Source organism: Paraperlucidibaca baekdonensis, assembly GCF_003387535.1.
Taxonomy (GTDB): Bacteria; Pseudomonadota; Gammaproteobacteria; order Pseudomonadales; family Moraxellaceae; genus Perlucidibaca; species Perlucidibaca baekdonensis.
In genome coordinates this window covers 1-23332 of record NZ_QUNR01000001.1, presented here as the reverse complement: position 1 = coordinate 23332, position 23332 = coordinate 1, and the positions used below count along the sequence as shown (strand labels likewise).

Genomic DNA, 23332 nt, shown 5'->3' with positions numbered 1-23332 from the left:
TAGGATGACAACTGTCTTGCCTATACGTTGGGCGCGCCATTTTGCCGTAAGACGCGCGTGTGTTCAATCATTCTTCATCGACAAATTTAGCGAGTGGATTCAGTTGTTCTGATGTCAAAAACTAGATTATCTATCAAGCGAGTTTTGCCTAAATACGCGGCTACCAGCACCACTGCCTGCGACTGCTGGGTATCGAAAGCCGCCAACTCCCGGCTCTGCAGACATAAGTAGTCCACCACGAAGCCCGAGGCCTCGAGCGATTGATGTGCCGCGCGACAAAGTTCTTCTGCCTGACTAGCATCTTTTTGAATGCCATCACGCACACGGCAAAGCGCCTCATATACGTGGGGGGCTACCGCGCGTTGTGACTCCGTGAGGTACTGATTTCGCGAGCTCAATGCGAGGCCGTCAGTGTCTCGAATCGTTGGCACGCCAATAATATTTGTTGCAAGGCATAAATCCTGAACCATCTGCCGAATCACAGCGAGCTGCTGGTAGTCTTTTTCACCAAAAAACGCCATGTCGGGCGTAATGATATTGAGCAGTTTCGTCACTACAGTGGCAACGCCGGAGAAATGACCCGGGCGCGAGGTGCCACATAGGTGCTCCGTGATGCCATCAACATGCACCTGGGTGAGTTGCTGACGGCCATCGTGATACATTTCGGTGGCATCAGGAATAAAGACTAAGTCGCAACCGGCATCAGCAAGCAAGCTACCATCACGCTCTAGCGTGCGGGGATAGGTTGCGAAGTCCTCGTTAGCGCCAAACTGTGTGGGGTTCACAAAAATACTGCAAACGACGAAGTCAGCACGCCGTTTCGCTTCAAGAATAAGTTCGATATGGCCACGATGTAGATTGCCCATGGTCGGAACAAACGCCACAGACTGGCTGTTTTTTTTGGCCGAGCGCAGGGCGGCGCGTACGCCATGGATCGTATGTTCAGTTTTCATAAGCTGCTGCTAGTCGGCAAAGGCATGTTCAGGCGCAGGATAATCGCCGGATTTAACCTGTTCAATATAACAACGGAAGGCGCCTTCAATACTGCCGTCGCCTGCTTGTAAAAAATCTTTCACAAAGCGGGCGGGCTTGGCATGGTGGATGCCCAGCATATCATGCAGCACCAACACTTGGCCGTCGCAGTGAGGTCCGGCACCAATGCCAATGACAGGCACATCAACAGTCGCTTGCACGCGCTTGGCTAAGTCAGTTGGCACGCATTCAAGCAGAATCAGAGCAGCACCTGCGGCGACAACGGCGCAGGCATCCTCGATTAATTGCGAACTGCTGGCCTCGCCGCGGCCTTGGACGCGGTAGCCGCCCAAAACATTAACCGACTGTGGCGTTAGGCCTAAATGCACGCAGGATGGAATGCCGCCTTGCGCCAGTTGCGTGACGCGCTCGCACAACCAAGCGCCACCTTCCAGCTTGACCAGATGTGCCCCGGCGCGCATCAGCGTAGCTGCATTTGTTAGTGTCTCAGCAACGGTGGCATACGACATAAACGGCATATCGGCCATAATCAACGACTGCCGATTACCGCGCGCTACGGCAGCGGTATGGTAGGCCATGTCGTCTGTAGTGACGGGCAGGGTTGAGTCGTGGCCCTGTAGCACCATGCCTAATGAGTCGCCAATTAAAATGACTTCAACGCCGGCTCGCGCCATGGCGCCGGCAAACGTTGCGTCGTAGCACGTTAAGCAGCTAAAAGCTTCGCCACGAGATTTCATATCGCGCAATGTGCGTAAGGTAATGGCTTTCATGAAATAAGCTCCGCAGAATCAGTGGCAGCAGTACGGCTGCGCATATTCACTTGAGGGCGCGGTCAGGTCAAGCCTGCATTGATTCGCTGCTGCATGAGCTGCCAGCGTGTGTCGGGCCATGGCAATAAGCTAGGGTTATCTAGGGCAGCTAACGCATCATGCAGAGTGTGGCCGCTGGGGAATATCAGCGCAGGCATTATGTCGGATAGCGGCACGAGCACGAAGGCGCGATTGATCATTTCGATGTGAGGAATGCTTAGCCGCGGGCTAGTTTGCACGAGATCGTCATAGAGCAAGAGATCTAGATCGAGCGTGCGAGCTCCCCAGCGCACATGGCGCTCGCGCCCGGCCTCGTTTTCAATAGCCTGCAGGGCTGTTAGCAGTGCTTCAGGCGCGAGGGCGGTAACAATAGAGACCACGGCATTGGCATAGTCAGGCTGTCCAGACGGACCAATGGCTTCGCTACGATAGAGCTCGGAAACCGCCAAAACATGTATTGCTGAGTGTTCGTTAAGCTGTTCAACGGCGCGGCATAATGCGGCTGGTGGGTCGCCTAAGTTGCCACCCAGAGCAATAGCGGCGGGTTGCCAATTGCTCATGGCGTTATTGCGGACTCGTGGTTTTTTTCGGTCGCCGGCGGCGCTTTCGCGGGGCTTGACCCTCTGCGGGCTTGACCAGCGCGCGCTGCATTTCCGCCTGCAAGCCTGGGTCTGCCTGTTGCCAGCGCGTCCACCAAGCCGCCATTTTCCCGGTGGCCTCGCCTGCGTGTTCGCGCATTAATAAAAAGTCATAGGCGGCCCGAAAGCGCTCATTGGCAGCCATGGCCTCAACTTGTCGAGGGCGCGGTGACTCCAAGCGCATTTGCATTTCCCATATATCGCGCATGACTTGCGAGACGTGCTTGGGGATTGCTGTGCGCGCGAGTTGCTGACTCACGGACTGCATGCCTGCTTGTTGCCACGCAGGAACCGGCGGTACGCCATCGGCAATCAAGTGTTGCGCTCGCGCATTGACATCGCCCCACAGCAACGCGGCAAAAAAGAATGCAGCATTGATGTGTTTGCCTTCGGCTAAGCGAGCGTCGGTATTGCGCGCCACATGCAGCCAAAGCGCCTCGTTAGGATGAGCCGCTGGACCAGGAAATAGAGGCGCAAACAGACCGTATTGCTGAAGCAGCGGCAGTAATGGCGCGGCATGACCGCCGCCAAAAAGCTTCTGGCACTCATCATAGAGTCGGTGCGATGACATCTCTTCGAGTAGGTAGGCCAGCGAGGCAATAGGCTTGGCAGTGGCTGGGGCCAGCGTGAAATCCAGCTTCGCGGCAAAGCGCACGGCACGCAGCATGCGCACAGGGTCTTCGCGATAGCGCGTTTCAGGGTCGCCAATTAAGCGAATGATGCGCTGCTTTAAGTCCGCCGTGCCCTGTGCAAAATCCCACAGTGAGAAGTCAGCAATACGGTAGTAAATAGCGTTGATAGTGAAGTCGCGTCGTGCAGCATCTTCCTCAATACTACCCCAGACATTGTCGCGCAAAATACGGCCATCTGCATTGGTGCGAGCGCTCTGGTCATCCCCTTCAGCATGGTTGGCGCGGAAGGTGGCGACTTCAATCACTTCGCGCCCCCAGCGCACATGCGCAAGACGAAAGCGCCGACCAATAATTTGGCATTGGCTGCCGAACACATGCTTGATGTCTTCAGGCGTGGCATTGGTTGAAATATCAAAGTCTTTGGGAGACAGGCCAAGCAGCACATCGCGTACGCCACCGCCAATCAGATAGGCGTCAAATCCGCAGTCTTGCAGGCGATACAACGTTTTCACAGCGGCAGAGCTGAGTTGCTTGCGAGAGACAGTGTGTTGGTCGCGCGGAATAATGACCGGCTTTAGTTTTGTCAGGTGTTTGCCCTGATTACGCCAGCGATTAAGCCACTTCAACATACCTGCATCTCGAACCGTTCAAATAAGGTGCGCATGATAGCAGGTTGGCATCCGGGTGTGTGGAGGGGGATTACGCAGCAAAGCGGGAGGGGTTACCTCCCGCGTACGCTGAACGGTGTGCGGTTTATGGCCGTCTTATTATTTGGGCTTCTTTTGTTTTTTTTGCCCGAGCATCCTTGGCTTTTGCAGTCTCACATCCGAGCGAGCGCTTTTTTTATAGGGTCATGTATCTGACCAGCGGATTGTTTTTATTGTTCCGCTCGTTGTTAAAGCAGTTTGCGTGCCAAGATCGACAGATAATTTAAATACAAATAAAAACAACTGGTTAGGATTTTATTGTGCAGGTGCTAGCGTAACGTCTTCGACTAAAGTGTTACTTATTCATGCTTTGTGTGTAGATGGGTAACGTAACAACCACGCCTACTTTTCGATCAACGGCGCCTTGGGATGCCAAGGCGCTGGCGCCGCTCCCACAGCGTTTTACGGCTGATGCCAAGCTTTTGCGCCAGCTCCGTTTCAGACATTTGATCTTGATGCTCCAGTACGAAGTACTGAAAGTAGTCCTCAAGCGACAGGCCCGTTGGTGGATCATCGTCGGCTTCTGTTGGCGTCTCTTGGCGCTTTGGGTAGGCCGACTCAATCGCTAGCAATGTCGGTGTAATGACATCGCCTTCGGTCAAAATAACAGCACGCTCGATGGCATTCTCGAGCTCACGAATATTGCCTGGCCAGTGATAGTGAGCCATGGCTGAGCGTGCTTCGGCGGTGAAGTTCAGCGGCTTGGAGCCCACGCGCTCAATGGTACGAATTAACAGCTGATCAGCAATGGCGAGAATATCATCGCCGCGTTCACGTAATGGCGGCAGTGACAGCTCCATGACATTGAGGCGGAAAAATAAATCCTCGCGAAACAAGCCATCACTGGCGAGCTGCTTGAGGTTGCGATGAGTCGCGGCAATGAGTCGAACATCGACCTTGCGCGACTGCGTAGCGCCTAAGCGGCGAACTTCTTTTTCTTGTAATAAACGCAATAGGCGGGCCTGCGCCTCAAGTGGTAGCTCACCAATCTCATCGAGAAATAGCGAGCCGCCATCGGCCGCCTCAACCAAGCCCTTACGCAAGCCCTGTGCGCCGGTAAACGCGCCTTTTTCATGGCCAAATAACTCTGACTCAATGAGCGACTCAGGAATCGCCGCGCAGTTCACCGAGATCAGTGGCGCTTCGCGTCGCGGGCTTTGCTCATGCAGTGCGCGTGCGACCAGCTCTTTACCGGTGCCCGACTCACCCAAAATCAGTACGGTGGTGTTGAGCGGTGCCACGCGACTGATGCGGCGATGCATTTCGACGATCGCCTTGCAGCTGCCGATCATGCCGCTGTCGGGCTGAGCCATCGCCTGCTCGGCACGCAGCGCACTGTTTTGCCGGCGCAGGCGTTGCTCGCGCAAAATACGATCAATGGTGATCAGCATGTCGTCGTGATCGAAGGGCTTGGCGATATAGTCTGCAGCGCCCGCTTTCACGGCATCGACCGCCGAGCGAATGCTGGCGAAGCTGGTCATAATCAACACCGGCGTGTCTCCCGCGCGCTCAATTAAGGCGGTGCCAGGCAGCCCGGGCAGGCGCAGATCAGAAATGATCAAGTCATATAAGTCCGGTGATGACAGCGCCAACGCCTCATCAACGCTGCCGGCCTCGGCAACCTCATAGCCATTGCGCTGCAGCAAGCGCTTGAGTCCGCTGCGAATCACTTGCTCATCATCGACGACTAAAATACTGCTCACGCGTTCATGTCCTCATTACCTTTCGCTGCGGGAAGAGAGATCTGCACAATGACCCCGGTGCCTTGATCGTAATCGCGTTTATCGGTTAATTGAATGCGGCCATCGTGGGCCTCAATGATGCCATGCACGAGTGCCAGTCCGAGTCCGGTGCCTTCACCCAATGCTTTCGTGGTAACAAAGGGCTCAAATAAGCGGTCGCGTAACTCGCCATCTGGCAAGCCGTGACCAAAATCTTCAATCTCAATGCGCAATGCGGGCCCATGTTGATGCGCTCGCAAGATCACACGTCCAGCCTGTGTGCTCGCATCGCGGGCGTTGCCGAGCAAATTAATAAACACCTGGCAGAGCCGCTGCGCATCCCCATAAACCGCCAAATCGCTATCAATATGCACGCGAAAATCGATTTGCCGCGCTTCGGGAGATAATGCCAGCAAGTGCAGGGCCTCATTAACCACACCGAGCAGCGGCACCGTATCAAACTCGCCGCCAACATGGTGCTCTGTGCGAGCAAAGCCAACGAGCGATTGGACAATGCGTGTGACGCGTTTGGTCTGCTCAATGATGTCTTGCGCGGTGCCATGCACCTCGTGATCGGCAGCGTGCTCAGCTTTTAGATTTTGCGCCAAACAGGCAATGCCGGTGACAGGATTACCAATTTCATGGGCGACGCCAGCAGCCAAACGACCCACCGCAGCGAGTCGCTCACTGTGATGCAAGCGAGACTCCAGCTGTTGTAATGCGGTGACTTCTTCCATCACCAGCACGACACTACCATCGGCATCGCCGATCATCGCACGATGCAAGTTCACCCAGCGCGTTTGGCCGTCTACATTGAGGCGGTGGCGCGACTCTTGCGCTCCAGGCTGCTGCAAAAACTGCGTTAATGTCTGACTCCATGGCGCCGGCAACGAGCCCAAGTGCGAGCCAATCACATCGGCATCGGCGCAACCGGTAATGTCCATGATGGCGCGATTCCAGCTCAGCACCTCAAGATCGCCGGCCAGCGTACACACGCCAAGTGGCAGGTCATGCAGCGTTTGTCGGTGAAAGCGTCGTAGCGTATCGAGCTCGGCGGCAAGGCCTGAGAGCTTGTCGCGATACTCCTCGAGTCGCGACTCAATGAAGTGAATATCCTCACCGGGACTTTGCGGCACAATCTGTTGCGGCAAGTGCTTGTCGAGCAGCTCCATGGCCAGACTCGGGCCTAGCAAGCCAGATAAGTTAGCGCCGAGCTGATCGCGCAGGCGTCGCAAGGCATAGGGCCGGCGCTCTTTACTGCTCATCGCGAGATCGTGGCAGGCCATGCGCACTTCGCGCTCAGCTGTTAACGGCCCAAGTGCTGGCATAAGCGCACTGATAAAGGCATCGACTGAGTCGGCGGCGAGACTCCAGCGCACCGGACTGCTGAGGTTATCCACCGAGCACGCCTCAGCGATCTCGCGGTCGGCACTGGATTGTTTCTGCAGCAATGATGCGATCACCAGCACTATGGCGTTGCCCAGCGTGGCAATGATGCCCATAGCCTGCCAATGGTCCAGTCGCGAGGACGTCAAAATACCCAGCAGTTGGGCGCTATCGAAATCGGCAAGAAAAAAAGCCGGCGTGGCCAGTACCGCAATCCAAATCGCCATGCCAACGCTCAAGCCGGCAAGCATACCGGCGCGGGTAGCGCGTGGCCAAAATAGCAGCGCCAAAACACTCGGAGCTAATTGCAGTGTCGCGACAAAGGCCAGCATCGACATTTCTGTGCTATCGGGCCGCAGCTCGGGAAGCCACGACAGCAGAAACGCGGCCAATAAAATACAGGTGATGAGCAGTCGGCGTTGGCGCTGGGTTTCCAAATACAGTGCATCGTCTTTTGGCCAACCACGTAAAGGTAAAATGACATGGTTGAGCGTCATGTTGGCGAGCGCGAGGGTGGTGACAATGAGAATGCCGCTCGACGACGCCAATGCACCAAAAAATAGCAGCAATACCAGGGCCGGTGAGCGTGAATCCATGGCCACGCCTAGACTATAAAACTCGGGGATGTCGCTGAGACCTGAGGCTTGTCCTGCCCACAAAATGATCGGAATGCTAAGCGCCATTAAGAGTAAATAAAACGGAAAACCCCAGGTCGCCGTGAGTAAATTACGGGGCTCGCGATTTTCGGTAAAGGCCATGTGATACAGGCACGGCATGACCACCGACGCAAAGAAAAACACCAGTAATAAGCTGTGCCAATAGCCGGCTTTAAGCGGCTGAAAGAGATTGCGTAGCGCCTCAGGATGCCGCGTTAGCCAGTCATTGAGGCCTTCGCTGCCGCCGAGCACGCCAAAGTAGGCATACAAGCCAACAGCAGAGATCGCAATCAGTTTGATGAGCGACTCCAGCGCAATGGCGACAACTAGGCCATCATTCTCTTGGTGTCGACTCGAGCGTGCGCCAGCGCCAAACAGCGAGGTAAAGACAATCAGCATTAAACAAAACACCAAGCCCATAAGCTTGGTATTGGTGCCGCCGGTCAATAGGCGAGCGACTTCGCCAACCGTCTGCATTTGTGTGGTGAGCAATGGCATGACGCCAATGAGCATGGCCAGCGTGGCGAGTGTGCCTGCTGCTTGGCTGCGATAACGAAAGGCGAGCAAGTCCGGCAGTGAGCTCAGCTGATGGCTGCGCGCAAGACGAAAGAGCGGCTGCAGAAAAACTGGCGCGAGCAAAAACGCACCCGCTAGGCCAATATAAAAAGTTAGAAAATTAAAGCCACTTTCGCGCGCAAATTGCACGGCGCCAAACAGCCCCCACGTGCTGACAAACACGCCCAGCGACAACACAAAAACCGCCGGGTGGCGCACCCATCGCAGCGGGATCCAGCCATGCTCGCTGGCGTAGGCGGTTAAAAACAGCGCACCTAAATACACCGTGGTGAGTGTAAACAGCAGCGTGGGACTAAAGATCATTTAAATCTCGGCTCCGCGCGACCCAATACCCCAGCGCAATCAACAGCGCCCAAATAGTATAGGGGCGATACCACGCACTGCCGCCTTCGCTCCACCAATCAATAATGACTGGTGACAGCAAATAAGCGCCAACAACAAAGAGCAAAATTAAGCGATCAATGTACACGCGAGGACTCCGAAATGCAGCAATGATGCGACGTTGAACGGTATCAGCTTTAGCCCATGGGGCAAAGTCATGGTAGTGCGATGGGTCCCGTTTGTAGCGCCGATTCTTGCCAATGTGCCACTGCCCACGACACGAGCGTATCGACAGGCGCGTGCTGCAAAGCGGTCGGGGGCTGTTGCGCTAAGAGCTGCAGTGCCAAATAGATATTAGCCGCGGCTTGGCTGTTATCGAGGGCCGGCGCGTGAGTCTGTTTCGACAGTTTTTGCCCTGTTGCATTGATGACCATGGGGATATGTAGAAACTCTGGTCGACTCCAGCCGAGGCTATCGATGAGATGACATTGGCGCGCGGTGTTATCGAGCAGGTCGCTGCCTCGCACGACTTCACTGATGGCCATGTCGTGATCATCAACAACCGTGGCGAGTTGATACGCCGGTAAGTTATCGCGTCGCCATAGCAAGGCATCACCGCAAGTTTCCTGCAGCCACTCACTGCGCTCGCCAAGGCGACGATCATGGTAACGGATAGCGTGAGATGGCGCGCGCAGGCGCCAGGCGGTGTCGGTTGCCGAGGGCGTATGCTCACCGCGCCGACACGGGCCTAGGCAGTCAATGGCACCGACTTCGGCACGCGCATTTCGTGAGCAGTCGCAAGCGTAAACACGGTCTTGTGCAATCAGCATGTCGAGTACGGCGCGGTAACGTGCGATGCGTTGGCCCTGCCACACCACCTCGCCATCACCATTCAAGCCATGCGCTTGCAGCGTGCCGACAAAGCTTTGTGCTGCCATGGGCATTTCGCGGCCCGGATCAATGGTGTCGATGCGCAGGCGCCAAAGTCCGCCACGGTGCTTGGCGCTGGCATAGCTGCTGAGCGCCGCGAGTAAGGAGCCAAAGTGCAACAAGCCGGTTGGCGAAGGCGCAAACCGGCCAATCATGGCATTAGCCAAGCAGTTGCTTTTCCTTGATTTCCTGAAGGCTTTTGCAGTCAATACACAGCGTCGCGGTGGGGCGGGCTTCTAAGCGGCGAATGCCAATCTCAATGCCACAGTCATCGCAATAACCGTAGTCATCTTTCTCAATACGCTCGAGCATTTGATCAATTTTCTTAATCAATTTGCGCTCGCGATCACGGGTGCGCAACTCCAGCGAGAACTCTTCTTCTTGCGTGGCGCGATCATTGGGGTCTGGCAGGCTGCCCGACTCATCTTTCATGTGATGGACGGTACGGTCGACCTCTTCCATGAGCTCGCGCTTCCACGCGTGCAGAATATCGCGGAAGTGTTGGCGTTGTGGCGCACCCAAATAGTCTTCACCTTTGGTTTCTTTGTACGGTGCAATGCCGTGAACAAGAGTACTGCCAGTGGTTTTTTTCTTAGCTTTGGTGGCCGCAGCAGCCGTTTTTTCAGTAGTGCGGGTAGGCATTGGTTTTTCTCGTGCGAATAATCGCTCTCTATAGCAGAGGCTTGGCGGTGGCGCAAACAAAACCGTCTTTTTTGCGCCTGACTGAACTAATGTTCGATTAATTCGATGTATCCATCGCTGATCTGAATGGGCACAGCCAACAGCGATTCGCCTTGGCAGGGCCCACTCACACACAGACCATCTTCAACCTGAAACAACGCGCCATGGTTGCTGCAAATCAGGAAATGATTTTCGCTATCCATAAACTCATCAGGATTAAACTCAAGGTTAATGCCGAGGTGAGGACAGCTGTTGTGATAAGCATAGCTTTGGCCATCGCGGTTGACCACGATGACCTCGCCTGCCGGTGAGCGAAAAGCGCGTGCTTCATTGTCGATCAAGTCGGCATTGGCGCATAAACGAAAGCCCATACGATCTCCTTATTGATGTGCGTCGCGAAGCGCGCGATAGCGTTCGATGCTCAATCGCGGGCCAAATTGCGCCACCACTTCCGCGGCGGTTTGCATGGCCAGGCGGGCACTATTTTCTAATGTCCATCCTTGGCTAACCCCATAGAGCACAGCGCCAGCAAAGCTATCGCCGGCCCCTAGTGTATCGACGGCTGTGGTGGCGCAGGCCGGCAGGATCTGCGCACTGGTTTGCGTCCAGGCCCATGCGCCCGATTTGCCACAGGTAATAATACCGCTGTCGGCCACTTGGCGCAGGCTCTCCATGGCTTCTTCAAGGTCATCACAGCCGGTGAAGCCGCGGGCTTCGTCTTCATTGCAAAAAAGCAGGTCGACACCATCGGCAAGCAAGCTTTTTAGCTGCGGCAAAAAGTACTGCACCATGGCTGGGTCAGAAAACGTCAGCGCACGTTTTACGCCCGCTTGCTTGGCGAGCTCATGTGCATGCGCCACGGCATCGCGCGCGGAATCAGAGGTGCACAAATAGCCTTCAATATAAAGCCATTGGCTGTCTTGCAAGGCCTCGGGGTCGAGCTCGGCGCGCGAGACTTCGGCGGTAATGCCCAAGTAGGTGTTCATGGTGCGATCGGTGTCGGGGGTGACCATCACCACGCAAGTGCCGGTGACGCCCTCGGGACGCACCTCGGCGAGATTGGTGCTGACTCCCGCGGCCAGTAAGTCATCGCGATACAGCGTGCCAAGCGCGTCATTGGCGACTTTGCAATGATAGAAGCTGCGCGCACCCATGGCGCTAGCCGCAATGATGCTATTGGCTGCTGAGCCACCACTGGCTTGCTTAAGGCGCGGCGCATTGGCATCAAGGGCGTCGAGCAATGTGGCTTGCGCGTCGGCCTCCGCCAGTGTCATCACCCCCTTTTCAATGCCGTGTTGGGTTAAAAAATCCTCATTGACGGCGTACTCTAAATCGACAAGGGCATTGCCAATGGCATAAATATCAAAGCGGCGACTCATAGCAATCTCATGTCTTTAGTAAATGTCAGCGCGCATTATAGGCAAGCTGACGGTTTCTGCCAGATGACAGAGTTTCCGCCGCTGTGCTGGCATGAGTACAATGCCCCTACTTAATCTTTAGTGGATATTTTGCGTGGCTAAATCTTCCGCCTCCAGCGGCCGCTTCAAAGCGTTCGCCCTGCTCTGCCTGATGCTCGTCACCTTGATTGGTGTAGTGGGCGGCGGCGCCTATGTCATGCATCTAGACTCGATTGTGCGAGAAAAGTTTGAGGGCAAGCGCTGGGCTATTCCGGCACGCGTTTATGCACGACCGTTGGTACTGTCTAAGGGTGAGCAGCTGAGCCAAGAGGTGGTTGAAGAAGAGTTGCGGCTATTGAACTACCGTCGCGTGAACGGTGCGCCATCCTCAGGTACCTACGCTATCGATGGCTCGTCGCTATTTATTCGCACGCGTGGGTTTTCATTTAGCGATGGCCGTGAGCCAGGCCAATTATTGCGCGCACGCTTCTCGCAAGATCGCCTAATCGAGCTGGCCAGCACGCGCCCAGGTCAACGCGGCGATGTGCGTCTTGAGCCGCTGGTCATTGGCGGTATTTACCCCAGCCATAACGAAGACCGCATTTTAATTCAGCTCAAAGAAGCGCCGCCGTATCTGGTTGAGGCCTTGATGGCTACCGAAGATCAGCGCTTTTATCAGCACATTGGCGTATCCATTCGCGGCATCTTGCGCGCGGTATGGGTCAACTTAACCAGCGGCCAAGTACGCCAAGGCGGCAGCACATTGACGCAACAGCTGGTGAAAAATTTCTACCTCACGGATGAGCGCTCGCTGACACGCAAAACCAACGAAGCGCTGATGGCGCTGCTGCTGGAGCTGCATTACAGCAAAGCAGAAATCTTAGAAACCTATCTCAATGAAGTGAACCTGGGCCAGCAGGGGCGCCGTTCAATCAATGGTTTTGGCTTGGCGGCGGAGTATTATTTTGGCCAGCCGTTAGCTGAGCTGTCGTTGCCGCAAGTGGCGTTACTCGTCGGCATGGTCAAAGGTCCGTCGTATTACAATCCGCGGCGTAATCCTGAGCGCGCCACACAGCGCCGCAATATCGTCCTCGATAATTTATATCGTGAAGATAAGCTCAGTGCGCCAGATCGTGACATCGCCATGAAGCGGCCACTGGGCGTGATTGCCAAACCAGCCGCGGCAGGTAATTTGTACCCAGACTTCTTAGATGTTGTGCGCCGCCAACTCCGCGAAAGTTATCAGCCAGATGATTTGAGCAGCCAAGGGCTAAGCATTTTCACGACGCTAGATCCACGAGTGCAAAATGCCGCCGATGCCGCCTTAACGACTACGGTAGCGCGCCTGCGTAAGCAGGGCCGCAAGCTCGATAAGCTCGAAGGTGCCGTGCTGGCCGCCGATCTTCGCTCTGGTGAGTTGCGCGCTTTAATTGGTAGTACGGGCACATTTACCGGCTATAACCGCGCTGTCGATGCCTCGCGTCAAGTCGGCTCATTATTGAAGCCCGCCATATATCTCACGGCGCTGAGCAGCGGCCAATACACCTGGCAAAGCCCTATTTCGGATGCGCCTGTGGAAGTGGTTAGCGACTCGGGTAAGCGCTGGACGCCACAAAATTACGATAAGCAAAGCCATGGCGATGTGCCATTACGTACCGCATTAGCGAAGTCCTACAATCAGGCGGCAGTCCGTCTGGGCATGACCGTTGGCTTGCCAGCGTTTATCAATACCTTGCGTCAGCTCGGCGTGCAGGGCGACTTACAAAGCTATCCCTCGTTGTTGCTGGGCGCGCTCAATCAGTCGCCAATGGATGTCCTGCATTTATATCAAGTGCTGCTGACGGGCGTGCGCTCGCCGATTCAAAGCATTCGTGAAGTGGTCGATGCCGATGGCCAAAGTCTGCAGCGCTTTGCTGGTGAGCGTCGGCAAGTCGTGGATTTAAGCGATACGTATCTTTTGCACTATGGTCTCGAGCAGGTGGCGCGCGCGGGCACAGCGGCCTCGGCCTATCGTCGATTGCCATCGCAGACGGTCATTGCCGGCAAAACGGGCACCACCAATGACCTGCGCGATAGCTGGTTTGCCGGGTCTGCCGGTGACCTGCTTGGCGTAGTCTGGTTAGGTCGTGATGACAATGCCTCGACAGGGCTATCGGGCGGCACCGGCGCCTTGCCGGTGTGGACAGATATGATGGTGCGTATTAAGCCGAGCTACCATGCCGCCAAAATGCCTGCTGATGTGACCTGGGAGTATCTGGATGAGCAAAGCGGGTATTTGAGCAATGCCGAATGTGGCGGCGTGCGCCTGCCGGTGGCGGCAAAATCTCGTCCGCAAGAAATGACAGCCTGTGCCACGGGTGGCATTCCTGGGTTTATCGACTCCATGGTTGACGGCGTGTTGGACTTATTTCGTTGAGTCAAAATCACGCACAATGTCATCGAGCATGTCTGCTGGCAGCGCGATGTCATCGGGTGTGACTGGGTCAAACTCGACGTTTTTGCCAAAGATGGCCTTGCCATCAAAGCTCAAGGTCATCACCGACATTTCCAAGATATTGCCTTTGCTGTCGGGGCCGCGAAACTTCACGGGGAAGTTTTGCAGGCTCGGGGCAAGCCAAATGTCATAGCCGACTTGGCGCTCACCATTGCTGCGCACGCGTGAGCCGGTGAGGTGCACGGTAGTGAGAATGCCTCCAGGTAGTTTGAGCTGGTCTTCAGAGACAATATTGAGTGCAATCTCATACACGGAGCTGCCGGTGGTGACCATCAGACGCTTTTCTTTGTCGCCGCTATAGCTCACCGCCACGTGATAGGGCAGGCTGGCCATGTCTTGAAAATCCGGTGTGATATCGACGCGTTTACTCTGACCGGCTTTGCCATGAATCACCACGCCGGCATCGCGATCAAAGGTGGCGTATTGCTTCAATGTGTTATTGAGGAGCAAGCGATACTGCTCTGGCTGAAGCCCCTCTGGGGACACACTACCTTCACTGCTCAGCGTGGCGGTAAAACCAAACTTACTGGCGTCGTTGATGATGGCGTAGCGGAAACCTTCCATAAACCATTGCTGCACAAGCTTTAGCTCAAGGCCGTAATAACTCGCGCGCTGCACAGCAGTGACTTGCACGGGAAACGTTGGTGCGGGCTCAATGACCTCAGGCGCCGGTGCTTGAGCAATAATGCTGTCGAGCAACGCATCGCTAATGACTGGCGCTGGTGTTGGCGGGGCGCTCATTGGCGCGCGCACAACGGGCAGTGGCTTAACCACAGGCTTTGGCGCGGGGGCTTCTACCACAACAGGGGCCGGCTTAATTAGGTACACCACAGGCCATTGGCTGATGGGCTTTGTTGGTGTTAATGCCAATGACACCCGTTTGAGCTGCTCGGCCGGCTTTTTCGACAGCACCTCGTCTGGGCTTTCATCCTGCCAGGGCCAAGCCCAATGGATGTCAGCGATGCTGAGCACATGCACCAACGCCGATAGCGCAACGGCTATCAACAGGCGTTGGCGTGTGCCCATGGCTTAGCGGCGCGAGGCCATCAGCGCGCGTTCGGCGGCGGCGATGGTATTGCTGATGTCGGCTTCGGTGTGTGCAATCGAGACAAAGCCTGCTTCAAAGGCCGATGGCGCGAGATACACCCCCTCGGCGAGCATGGCGTGGAAAAAGTCTTTGAAGCGCTCGGTGTCACCGTGCATGACCTCGTCAAATGACCATGGCGCGCTATCGCTGAAAAAGAAGCCAAACATGCCACCAACCTGATGCGTGACAATCGGCACGCCGGCTTTTTTACCCGCCGCCTCAAGGCCATCGCAGAGCATTTTCGTGAGTGCACTCAGCTGCTCGTGAAAGCCGGGTTGGCGCAACAACGACAGCGTTTTTAAGCCCGCGCGCATGGCGATCGGATTGCCCGAGAGCGTGCCGGCTTGATACACCGGGCCTAATGGCGCGATGCATTGCATGATATCGCGGCGGCCGCCAAAGGCACCGACCGGCATGCCACCGCCGATGATTTTGCCCAGCGTGGTGAGATCGGGCTTCACGCCATAAAGCGCTTGCGCGCCACCGAGCGCTACCCGGAAACCGGTCATCACTTCGTCAAAAATGAGTACGGCGCCGAATTCGTCGCAGACCTTGCGCAGGCCTTGCAAGAAACCGGGCTTGGGCGGGATCAAGTTCATGTTGCCAGCGACAGGCTCAACGATGATACAAGCCACCGAATCGCCATGCGCGCGGAAATACGCACGCACGGCATCGAGGTCGTTGTAGGGCAGCGTAATGGTGTGCTGGGCAATGCTGGCGGGCACGCCGGCTGAGCTCGGCACACCCAAGGTTAAGGCGCCGGAGCCGGCTTTCACCAGCAGCGAGTCGGAGTGGCCGTGGTAGCAGCCCTCGAATTTCACCAAGCCGTCGCGGCCGGTAAAGCCGCGAGCCAAACGAATAGCGCTCATGGTGGCTTCGGTGCCGGAGCTGGTCATACGCACGAGGTCCATCGAGGGCATGAGCTCGCGCACGGTGGCGGCCATTTCCACTTCAATCTCAGTGGGTGCACCAAACGACAAGCCCAGCGTGGCGGCCTCTTGCACTTCGCGGATTACCTCCGGATGCGCATGGCCCAAAATCGCCGGCCCCCAGGAGCAGATGTAGTCGATATAGCAGCGCTCATCGGCATCGAAAAGATAAGCCCCTTGCGCACGCGAGAAAAACACCGGCGTGCCGCCGACGCCGCGAAAGGCGCGCACGGGCGAATTGACGCCGCCGGGGATGTGCTCACAGGCGGAGGCAAACAGTGTTTCGGAACGATTATTGCTCATGGACGGTAAATCTCCTGGGTCAAGCGTTGAGCGTGGGCGAGGGTGTCGTCGCCGCGCCATAGCTCGCTGATAAGGGCAATGGCGTTGGCGCCAGCCGCGCGAACTGGCGCAATAGTATCGTGACTAATGCCGCCAATCGCCACTATCGGCAGCGAAAATTCGGCACGCGCTGCTTGCAGCGTTTCCATGCTGCAGAGTGATGCGTGGGGCTTGGTGCGCGAGGCAAACATGGCGCCAAAAGCGAGGTAATTGGCACCGGCGGCTACTGCGCTACGCGCCAACGCGAGGTCGTTATGGCAGGTCACGCCAATGACAGCATGCCTGCCGAGCAACGCCCGAGCGTGAGCCACGGCGCCATCTTGCTGGCCGAGGTGCACGCCATCGGCTGCCACGGCATGGGCTAGCGCGGCATCATCGTTAATGAGGAAAGTCGCGGAAAATTCGCTGCACAGCAGACGCAAGGCCGAGGCTTCTCGCCAGCGCTTGGCGGCATCATTGGATTTGTCGCGGTATTGCACGATGCGCGCGCCGCCAATCAATGCTTGGCGGACCTGCGTTAGCAATGTGTCGCCCAAGTTCGCATTGGTGATGGCGTAAAGACCCTGTATGCATGCGGCTGCGGTATGCAGATGGGCGAGTCGATTGGGAATAAACTGGCCGGTACTGCGCGGTCTATCGGCGTGCTCAAGTGCTTGCCGCACATAACGTTCAGTCCAAGGCACCGCATCGGTGAGTGTCATGCCACGTGCCATGGCGGCGGCGAGAGTGGCCGCCAATGTGCAGCCGGAGCCATGGAACTCGCCATGAAGGCGTGCTTGCTGTGTGGTCAGGGCGAGGTCGCCGTGCACATAAAGTCGATTCATGATCTGGTCGCCGGGCTCATGACCTCCGGTGACCCAGATGGCTTGTGCACCGCTAGCGCTTAGCTTAGCGATAGCGGCGGCGTCATTGTCACAGGCCGCGAGGCGGCGTAGCTCTAGGCTATTTGGCGTGATGACAGCGGTTTGCGGCAGCACGGCGAGCAAGGCATCGCGCAGGTCATCGTGGGCTAAGTTGCCGCCGGCGTTGGCCGACAACACAGGATCTAACACCACCGGAATGTGTGGGTGCTCGGCGAGTAGTGCAAAAATGGCATCAACCACCGCGCGCGAGCCCAGCATGCCAATCTTGACCGAGGCCACCTGAAAGTCTGCCAACACGGCTTTGGCTTGCGCGAGGAGCAGCGCCGTATCGACTAGTGCGAAGTCGTAGACCTGCTGGCTGTCTTGCACGGTGAGGGCCGTGCACACCACTGTGGCATGGCCGCCAAGGCTGGCAATTGCTTCAATGTCGGCCTGCAAGCCCGCACCGCCCGATGGGTCGAGGCCCGAAAAACATAATGTGACTGGGCGCATGGTCGTCATACGGGCTTCACCACCACCAAAATCACAATCGCCACCAGCGCCAAGACCGGCAGCTCATTAAAAATACGAAAGTAGCGGCTGCTATGCTGGCTGCGGCGTTCGGCCAGGGCCAAGCGCAGCCTATTGCAATAGAAGTGGTAGATCAGTAGCAGTACCACCAGCGCAAGTTTTGCGTGCAGCCATGCTTGATGGCCATAGATGGGCCAGACCACCACCAATAACCAGATACCCAACGCCACGGTCGCGATCATCGACGGCATCATAATGCCGTTGTAAAGCCGTCGGGCCATGATGACAAAGCGATCATGGCTAATCGCGTCACGGCTTTCGCAGTGATAAACAAACAATCGTGGCAAATAAAAGAGGCCGGCAAACCAGCACACCACGGCGATTAAATGAAAGGCCTTAACCCATAACATGCGTATCTCCCGATAAGGCCCGCAGTCTGCCAAGAATGCTGGCGCTCGGCTAGTTGGCAAGAAAAAACACCATCAACGTTTGCCCTAGGGCCATGCTTTCCTGATAATCCAACGATTGTTATTTGTGGCAGCTGCATTAATTGTGAGGATTCTCCGTTGATTAAGGTCGGCATTGTAGGTGGCACGGGCTATACCGGTGTCGAATTGTTGCGCTTACTGGCGCTGCACCCTGAGGTTGAATTAACCGCGATTACCTCGCGCAGTGAGGCCGGCTTAGCGGTTTCTGCCTTGTATCCAAATTTGCGTGGCCACGTCGACATTGCCTTTACGGAACCCTCAACGCAGGTGTTGTCGGCATGTGATGTGGTGTTTTTTGCCACACCCAATGGCATTGCGATGCAGCAAGTGCCTGAACTACTCGCCGCCGGCGTGCGCGTGATCGATTTGGCTGCCGACTTTCGTATTCAAGATGCGCAGGAATGGTCGCGTTGGTATGGCGTGACGCATAGCTGCCCTGAGTTGCTTGCCGAGGCGGTGTATGGTCTGCCCGAAGTCAATCGCGAGGCCATCAAAAATGCACGGCTAGTAGCGAACCCGGGTTGCTACCCAACGGCCGTACAGCTTGGCTTTTTGCCGCTCATAAAAGCCGGGCTCATTGATGCCGATACGCTGATTGCTGATGCCAAATCTGGCGCCTCAGGCGCGGGTCGCAAGGCAGAGATTGGCACACTGATGGCCGAGGCTGGAGAAAGCTTTAAAGCCTATGGCTCTGGCGGTCACCGGCATTTGCCCGAAATTAAGCAAGGCTTAACGGATGCCGCTGGTGCGCCAGTCGGGCTAACTTTCGTGCCGCATTTATTGCCAATGATTCGTGGCATACACGCCACGTTGTACGGGCGCTTGATCAAACCGGCGGGCGACTTGCAGGCGCTGTTTGAAGCCGCCTATGCCAATGAGCCCTTTGTCGATGTGATGCCGGCCGGTAGTCATCCAGAAACACGCAGCGTACGCGGCGGTAATATGTGTCGTATGGCCGTGGTGCAGCCGCAGGGTGGCGACACCGTGGTGGTGCTGTCGGTGATCGATAACTTAGTGAAAGGTGCTGCGGGCCAAGCCGTTCAAAACATGAATTTGATGTTTGGCCTCGATGAGCGCGCCGGCTTATCTATTATTGGGCTATTGCCCTGATGGCTAAGCGTGACGCGATTCGGCGGTATATGCCGACTGTCCGTGGGCCGGTGGTGAGCTTTTTCACCAGTGCAGGCGGGCTAGTGGTGATGGTATTGATCGGACTCATTGCCGGCTTTTTTTTGAGTCAGCAATGGCTGTTGTCGCAGGGGGCTGATCACGAGAAAGCCATCATTGCCTTGCAAGCAGACTTCGATGAGCGACTGCGCGTTGAGCGTGAGCGTGCTGCGGTGAAGGCCAAGGAATATGGCATCATCGATGCTGCCTCGCTGCGCTTGCAGGAAGACAACCAAGAGCTGCTGGCGAGCATGTCATCGCTGGAAAGTCGCGTGACGTTCTATAAGCGTATGGCATCGCCGAAAGGTGCCAATGTGCCTGTGGCCATCGAGCTGTTTGAACTGTTGCCAACGAAAGACCCTAGCGTGGTGCGCTACCGAATATTAATTGTTCGTAGCAATGCCTCCGGCAAGGCAGCCGAAGGCCGTGTTAAGGTAAAAGTCAGCAATGGTCGTCGGCAAATCGAGCTGGCTGTCGATAAGCCACGATTTTCATTGCGCTATTATCAGCAGTTCAGCGGTGAGTGGCGTCTGCCTGATGGCTTCAAGCCCGAGCGCGTAGACGTGCAAGTGCGTAGCGGCGGCAAAAGTTTAGACCGCCGTTATAAGTGGGAAGTAAAGACTCGTTAAGGTGTGAGATATGTTTAAAAAGAGCAAAAATGATCCAGCGGCCTATAAAGACCATAGCTTTATCAGCCGGCAGTCAACTGTCCGTGGTGACCTCACGTTTGTGGGTGGCTTGCACGTAGAGGGCCGTATTGAGGGCAATATTGAGTCCAAAGAGGGCTGTTTATTGGTGCATGGCGATGTCGTCGGCGACATTCATGTGCCCAATGCGATCATTAATGGCACCGTGCACGGCAATATCACTTGCTCGGACCATTTAGAGCTGTCTAAAGGCGCGCGTGTTTGCGGCGTGGTGACTTATCTCAATATGGAAATGCAGCTCGGCGCGCAAGTCACCGGCAAAATGGCATTGGTTTCGGCACCAGTCGTTGAGTCGAAAGCCAAGCCCGCGCCAATCGAGCCTGCGCCTGCCGTTCAGTCAGATGAGAAATCGCGTCCTGCTGCTAACGTTCACGCGCTATAATCAACGCATACCTGATTGAGAGCTGTTTATGAGTGAGCAAACTGCTGCCTTGGCCTTGTCAGACAAAGCCGCTGAGAAAGTCCGTAAGTTACGCGAGGGAGAAAACAACCCCGCGCTGAAATTACGTGTCTATATCACCGGCGGTGGCTGTGCGGGCTTTTCCTATGGTTTCACATTTGACGATGTTGAAAAGGAAGGCGATTCACATTTCAGCAATGGCGATGTGGAAATGCTGGTAGACCCCATGAGCTTCCAGTATTTGGTGGGCTCAGAAGTTGATTACGTCGAGGGTCTGAATGGCTCGCAGTTTGTCATTCATAACCCGAATGCGCAGTCGACTTGCGGTTGTGGTTCGTCATTTTCGATCTAAGCTGATGGCGTTAGGCCGGAAATAGCCCCCCTAAAATCCGCTCACCATGCGCGCCGGTAGCACTCGGCGCATTACCGCTCTGGCCTTGCATAAAGCGCATGGCCAGCCAAGCAAACGCCATCGCCTCGATGCTTTGTGTCGGATAACCCATGTCCGCACTGGTTTGGCATTGCCATGCGGGAAGCTGCGCAGCAAGCGCTGCCACCAGCGCGCTATTATTGGCGCCACCCCCACAGATAATGAGCTTGCCAGTATCTGCTTCGCGTTTAATGGCATCGGCAACCGTGGTTGCCGTCAGCGCCAACAGCGTGGCCTGTACATCCTCGGGCTTAATCTGGGTAGGCATGTCTTCGAGTGCTGCTTGTAGCCACGCCATGCCGAAGCTTTCGCGACCCGTGCTTTTCGGCGCAGGCATGGCGAAATACGCGGCGCTCATTAAGCGTTTTAATAGATCGTCGTGGCATTGCCCGCGCTGCGCCCATTGGCCATTGTCATCGTAGGCGTTGCCGGTATGGCGCAAACACCAGGCATCGAGCAGCATGTTGGCTGGGCCGGTATCGTAGCCGCGCACCGGTTGGCCCGAATGCATAACGCTGATATTGGCGATACCGCCCAAGTTCAGTGCAACGACACACTGCTTGTTTTGACCAAATAGCGCCTGATGAAACGCCGGCACCAGTGGTGCGCCTTGCCCCCCAGCGGCCAAATCGCGTTGGCGAAAGTGAGTGACGACCGAAATGCCGCAGCGCTCGGCGAGGACACTGGGGTCGCCAATCTGCAAACTAAAGGGATGCCGGTTGCTGGGCCGATGGCGTAATGTTTGGCCATGGCTACCAACGGCGACGATAGCCTCAGGCGTCAGTCCCTGCGCATGGAGTAAGGTGGCGATGAGCTCGCTGGCACGTATAGACCACCAAACACCAGCCTCACCGCTGCGGTCAATTTCATGCGTGGTGCCAGCCGATAGTGCCAGTAGCTCCTCGCGTTCGCTCGTTGACCAAGCATAACTTTCCGCCGCTAGGAGTCGCGGGCGATGCGCATCACTTAAGTCGACTAATGCAGCATCTAATGCATCAATGCTGGTGCCCGACATCAAGCCAATGTATAGCGCACTCATCGTGGCTCCCTAATTGCGGATTAAAACACCGACTCTATCAGGCTTGGACTAATGCGCGGGAGTGCTAGACTAGTGCCCACGTTAATCCGGACAAAAAGCGCTCATATATGACCCCTGAACAACAGCTCGCATGGATTATGCGTGGCACAGAAGAAATTATTCCTGAAAGTGACTTGCTGGCTAAGTTGCGTGAAGGTCGGCCATTACGCATCAAAGCCGGGTTTGACCCAACTGCACCAGACCTTCACCTTGGCCATACGGTGCTGATCAATAAGCTCAAGGTCTTTCAGGATCTGGGCCATGAAGTGATCTTCTTGATTGGTGACTTTACAGGTCGTATTGGCGACCCGACGGGGAAAAATGTAACGCGCAAGCCGCTCACTGAGGCGCAAGTCGCCGATAACGCAAAATCGTATGCGGAGCAGGTCTTTAAAATCCTCGACCCGGCGCGCACGCAAGTAGTGTTTAACTCAGCGTGGATGAATGCGTTGTCTGCCGCTGATCTCATTGGGCTGGCGGCGCAATATACTGTGACTCGCATGATGGAGCGCGATGATTTCACTAAGCGCTTTGCGAGCCAGCAGCCGATTGCCATCCATGAGTTTTTGTATCCGCTGTTGCAAGGCTATGACTCCGTCGAGCTTAAGGCTGATGTTGAGCTTGGCGGCACCGACCAGAAGTTTAATCTGCTGATGGGGCGTACATTGCAGGGTCGCTATGATCAAGCCGCGCAAGTGTGCATCACGGTGCCCATCTTAGAGGGTCTCGATGGCGTGCAGAAAATGTCGAAGTCCTTGGGCAACTATATTGGCGTCACTGATGCGCCAGGCGAGATGTATCAAAAGCTGCTGTCTATACCCGATAGCATTGTGTGGCGTTATTTCGAGTTGTTGAGCTTTCGCTCGTTAGACGAGATTGATGCGCTGCGCGCGGAAGTGGCGGCTGGAAAAAATCCGCAAGAAGTCAAAAAACTATTGGCTGTCGAGATCGTCAGTCGGTTTCATTCTGAAGCAGCCGCGGCTGCAGCGCCTCAGGCGGCTGGCAATGTCTTGCGTATGGGTGATATTCCCGATGACTTACCGTGCGTGGATGTCGTTGCCGAGACGGATGATCCAATCTATTTGATCGCTATTCTCAATCGTGCCGGTCTTGTGCGTAACTCAGCGGCAGCAAAAGATGTGCTGGCGCGTAAAGCGGTTTATATCGATGGTCAGCCCGCTATGGATGGCTTTTCGATGCGTCGCGGTGATAGTTGCGTTATCCAAGCTGGTAAGAAGTCGATTGCTCGCGTAGTTGTGCGCTAAAAGGAGAGTGTTTGGTTTTGATGGGCGGGCTAATACGCTCGTTAATCATACGAAATGCACTGGTTTTGGTGAGAAATTGATCGGTTGAAAGATAATTAGCAAAAACCGCTTTACACCCTCTCAGC

22 protein-coding genes are annotated in these 23332 nt (G+C 55.8%); 6 read left to right on the top strand and 16 right to left on the bottom strand.

Translation table 11 applies throughout. From position 1 onward, the window contains the following. Positions 1-86 precede the first annotated feature (86 nt). The 11 genes from panC to DFR26_RS00060 form a co-directional block, all read right to left on the bottom strand. Positions 87-953: a pantoate--beta-alanine ligase gene (gene panC, locus DFR26_RS00105; RefSeq protein ID WP_116206927.1), complete on the bottom strand. Its 867-nt coding sequence runs from the start codon at positions 951-953 to the stop codon at positions 87-89. 9 nt (positions 954-962) lie between these two features. After that, entirely contained in the window at positions 963-1763 is an 801-nt protein-coding gene (panB, locus tag DFR26_RS00100; RefSeq protein WP_116206926.1) for a 3-methyl-2-oxobutanoate hydroxymethyltransferase, read from the bottom strand. Between the two features lie 62 nt (positions 1764-1825). Next, a complete protein-coding gene (folK, locus tag DFR26_RS00095) occupies positions 1826-2362 on the bottom strand; it encodes a 2-amino-4-hydroxy-6-hydroxymethyldihydropteridine diphosphokinase (RefSeq protein WP_116206925.1) in 537 nt (178 codons plus the stop codon). A 4-nt stretch (positions 2363-2366) separates the two neighbouring features. Then, positions 2367-3701, bottom strand: coding sequence for a polynucleotide adenylyltransferase PcnB (gene pcnB, locus DFR26_RS00090; RefSeq protein ID WP_116206924.1), 1335 nt, complete (start codon positions 3699-3701; stop codon positions 2367-2369). A gap of 431 nt (positions 3702-4132) precedes the next feature. Then, positions 4133-5482, bottom strand: a complete 1350-nt coding sequence (locus tag DFR26_RS00085) for a sigma-54-dependent transcriptional regulator (protein WP_116206923.1) — start codon at positions 5480-5482, stop codon at positions 4133-4135. Next, positions 5479-8421, bottom strand: a complete 2943-nt coding sequence (locus DFR26_RS00080) for an ATP-binding protein (protein ID WP_116206922.1) — start codon at positions 8419-8421, stop codon at positions 5479-5481. The genes DFR26_RS00085 and DFR26_RS00080 overlap by 4 nt, the downstream gene beginning before the upstream one ends. Then, entirely contained in the window at positions 8411-8587 is a 177-nt protein-coding gene (locus DFR26_RS11060) for a hypothetical protein (protein WP_181898933.1), read from the bottom strand. Before DFR26_RS11060 ends, DFR26_RS00080 begins: the two co-directional genes overlap by 11 nt. Before the next feature lie 67 nt (positions 8588-8654). Beyond that, the gene (gene gluQRS / locus DFR26_RS00075) at positions 8655-9536 is read right to left on the bottom strand and encodes a tRNA glutamyl-Q(34) synthetase GluQRS (protein ID WP_147300245.1); all 882 of its coding nucleotides are present in this window, start codon (positions 9534-9536) and stop codon (positions 8655-8657) included. Further along, entirely contained in the window at positions 9529-10011 is a 483-nt protein-coding gene (dksA, locus tag DFR26_RS00070; protein ID WP_116206920.1) for an RNA polymerase-binding protein DksA, read from the bottom strand. Before dksA ends, gluQRS begins: the two co-directional genes overlap by 8 nt. 86 nt (positions 10012-10097) lie before the next feature. Next, positions 10098-10421 (bottom strand): Rieske (2Fe-2S) protein, encoded by a 324-nt coding sequence (locus tag DFR26_RS00065; RefSeq protein ID WP_116206919.1) that lies wholly within the window; start codon positions 10419-10421, stop codon positions 10098-10100. A gap of 9 nt (positions 10422-10430) precedes the next feature. Further along, complete coding sequence (locus tag DFR26_RS00060) at positions 10431-11429, bottom strand: adenosine kinase (protein WP_116206918.1); 999 nt, start codon at positions 11427-11429, stop codon at positions 10431-10433. A 133-nt stretch (positions 11430-11562) separates the two neighbouring features. Here DFR26_RS00060 and mrcB point away from each other — a divergent pair, with 133 nt between their 5' ends. After that, the gene (gene mrcB, locus DFR26_RS00055; RefSeq protein ID WP_116206917.1) at positions 11563-13863 is read left to right on the top strand and encodes a penicillin-binding protein 1B; all 2301 of its coding nucleotides are present in this window, start codon (positions 11563-11565) and stop codon (positions 13861-13863) included. Here mrcB and DFR26_RS00050 read toward each other — a convergent pair. From DFR26_RS00050 to hemJ, 4 genes are read right to left on the bottom strand one after another with little or no spacing between them, the layout of a single operon-like run. After that, the gene (locus tag DFR26_RS00050) at positions 13852-14967 is read right to left on the bottom strand and encodes a DUF3108 domain-containing protein (protein WP_116206916.1); all 1116 of its coding nucleotides are present in this window, start codon (positions 14965-14967) and stop codon (positions 13852-13854) included. The two genes, mrcB and DFR26_RS00050, sit on opposite strands and share 12 nt — an antisense overlap. A 3-nt stretch (positions 14968-14970) precedes the next feature. Then, entirely contained in the window at positions 14971-16260 is a 1290-nt protein-coding gene (hemL, locus tag DFR26_RS00045) for a glutamate-1-semialdehyde 2,1-aminomutase (RefSeq protein WP_116206915.1), read from the bottom strand. Beyond that, entirely contained in the window at positions 16257-17663 is a 1407-nt protein-coding gene (gene thiE / locus DFR26_RS11120; protein ID WP_220375668.1) for a thiamine phosphate synthase, read from the bottom strand. Before thiE ends, hemL begins: the two co-directional genes overlap by 4 nt. Beyond that, the gene (gene hemJ, locus DFR26_RS00035) at positions 17660-18082 is read right to left on the bottom strand and encodes a protoporphyrinogen oxidase HemJ (RefSeq protein ID WP_116206914.1); all 423 of its coding nucleotides are present in this window, start codon (positions 18080-18082) and stop codon (positions 17660-17662) included. The genes thiE and hemJ overlap by 4 nt, the downstream gene beginning before the upstream one ends. Before the next feature lie 156 nt (positions 18083-18238). Between hemJ and argC the strand changes: the two genes are divergently transcribed. The 4 genes from argC to erpA are packed head-to-tail and all read left to right on the top strand — an operon-like array spanning position 18239 to position 20786. Next, positions 18239-19270, top strand: a complete 1032-nt coding sequence (gene argC, locus DFR26_RS00030) for an N-acetyl-gamma-glutamyl-phosphate reductase (RefSeq protein WP_116206913.1) — start codon at positions 18239-18241, stop codon at positions 19268-19270. Further along, the gene (locus DFR26_RS00025; RefSeq protein WP_116206912.1) at positions 19270-19956 is read left to right on the top strand and encodes a DUF6776 family protein; all 687 of its coding nucleotides are present in this window, start codon (positions 19270-19272) and stop codon (positions 19954-19956) included. Before argC ends, DFR26_RS00025 begins: the two co-directional genes overlap by 1 nt. A 10-nt stretch (positions 19957-19966) precedes the next feature. Continuing rightward, on the top strand, positions 19967-20416 hold the full coding sequence (locus DFR26_RS00020) for a bactofilin family protein (RefSeq protein ID WP_116206911.1): 450 nt from the start codon (positions 19967-19969) through the stop codon (positions 20414-20416). A 28-nt stretch (positions 20417-20444) separates the two neighbouring features. Continuing rightward, entirely contained in the window at positions 20445-20786 is a 342-nt protein-coding gene (gene erpA, locus DFR26_RS00015; protein ID WP_116206910.1) for an iron-sulfur cluster insertion protein ErpA, read from the top strand. 10 nt (positions 20787-20796) lie between these two features. Here erpA and DFR26_RS00010 read toward each other — a convergent pair whose 3' ends face one another. Continuing rightward, positions 20797-21903 (bottom strand): anhydro-N-acetylmuramic acid kinase, encoded by a 1107-nt coding sequence (locus DFR26_RS00010; RefSeq protein ID WP_116206909.1) that lies wholly within the window; start codon positions 21901-21903, stop codon positions 20797-20799. A gap of 107 nt (positions 21904-22010) precedes the next feature. Here DFR26_RS00010 and tyrS point away from each other — a divergent pair, with 107 nt between their 5' ends. Next, positions 22011-23207 (top strand): tyrosine--tRNA ligase, encoded by a 1197-nt coding sequence (gene tyrS, locus DFR26_RS00005; protein WP_116206908.1) that lies wholly within the window; start codon positions 22011-22013, stop codon positions 23205-23207. Positions 23208-23332 lie beyond the last annotated feature (125 nt).

Excerpts from the sequence above, each read along its gene's own strand:
- panC (WP_116206927.1), bottom strand. The coding sequence starts at position 953 with ATGAAAACTGAACATACGATCCATGGCGTACGCGCCGCCCTGCGCTCG.
- panB (WP_116206926.1), bottom strand. The coding sequence starts at position 1,763 with ATGAAAGCCATTACCTTACGCACATTGCGCGATATGAAATCTCGTGGC.
- folK (WP_116206925.1), bottom strand. The coding sequence starts at position 2,362 with ATGAGCAATTGGCAACCCGCCGCTATTGCTCTGGGTGGCAACTTAGGC.
- pcnB (WP_116206924.1), bottom strand. The coding sequence starts at position 3,701 with ATGTTGAAGTGGCTTAATCGCTGGCGTAATCAGGGCAAACACCTGACA.
- DFR26_RS00080 (WP_116206922.1), bottom strand. The coding sequence starts at position 8,421 with ATGATCTTTAGTCCCACGCTGCTGTTTACACTCACCACGGTGTATTTA.
- dksA (WP_116206920.1), bottom strand. The coding sequence starts at position 10,011 with ATGCCTACCCGCACTACTGAAAAAACGGCTGCTGCGGCCACCAAAGCT.
- DFR26_RS00065 (WP_116206919.1), bottom strand. The coding sequence starts at position 10,421 with ATGGGCTTTCGTTTATGCGCCAATGCCGACTTGATCGACAATGAAGCA.
- DFR26_RS00060 (WP_116206918.1), bottom strand. The coding sequence starts at position 11,429 with ATGAGTCGCCGCTTTGATATTTATGCCATTGGCAATGCCCTTGTCGAT.
- DFR26_RS00050 (WP_116206916.1), bottom strand. The coding sequence starts at position 14,967 with ATGGGCACACGCCAACGCCTGTTGATAGCCGTTGCGCTATCGGCGTTG.
- hemL (WP_116206915.1), bottom strand. The coding sequence starts at position 16,260 with ATGAGCAATAATCGTTCCGAAACACTGTTTGCCTCCGCCTGTGAGCAC.
- thiE (WP_220375668.1), bottom strand. The coding sequence starts at position 17,663 with ATGACGACCATGCGCCCAGTCACATTATGTTTTTCGGGCCTCGACCCA.
- hemJ (WP_116206914.1), bottom strand. The coding sequence starts at position 18,082 with ATGTTATGGGTTAAGGCCTTTCATTTAATCGCCGTGGTGTGCTGGTTT.
- DFR26_RS00025 (WP_116206912.1), top strand. The coding sequence starts at position 19,270 with ATGGCTAAGCGTGACGCGATTCGGCGGTATATGCCGACTGTCCGTGGG.
- DFR26_RS00020 (WP_116206911.1), top strand. The coding sequence starts at position 19,967 with ATGTTTAAAAAGAGCAAAAATGATCCAGCGGCCTATAAAGACCATAGC.
- erpA (WP_116206910.1), top strand. The coding sequence starts at position 20,445 with ATGAGTGAGCAAACTGCTGCCTTGGCCTTGTCAGACAAAGCCGCTGAG.
- DFR26_RS00010 (WP_116206909.1), bottom strand. The coding sequence starts at position 21,903 with ATGAGTGCGCTATACATTGGCTTGATGTCGGGCACCAGCATTGATGCA.
- tyrS (WP_116206908.1), top strand. The coding sequence starts at position 22,011 with ATGACCCCTGAACAACAGCTCGCATGGATTATGCGTGGCACAGAAGAA.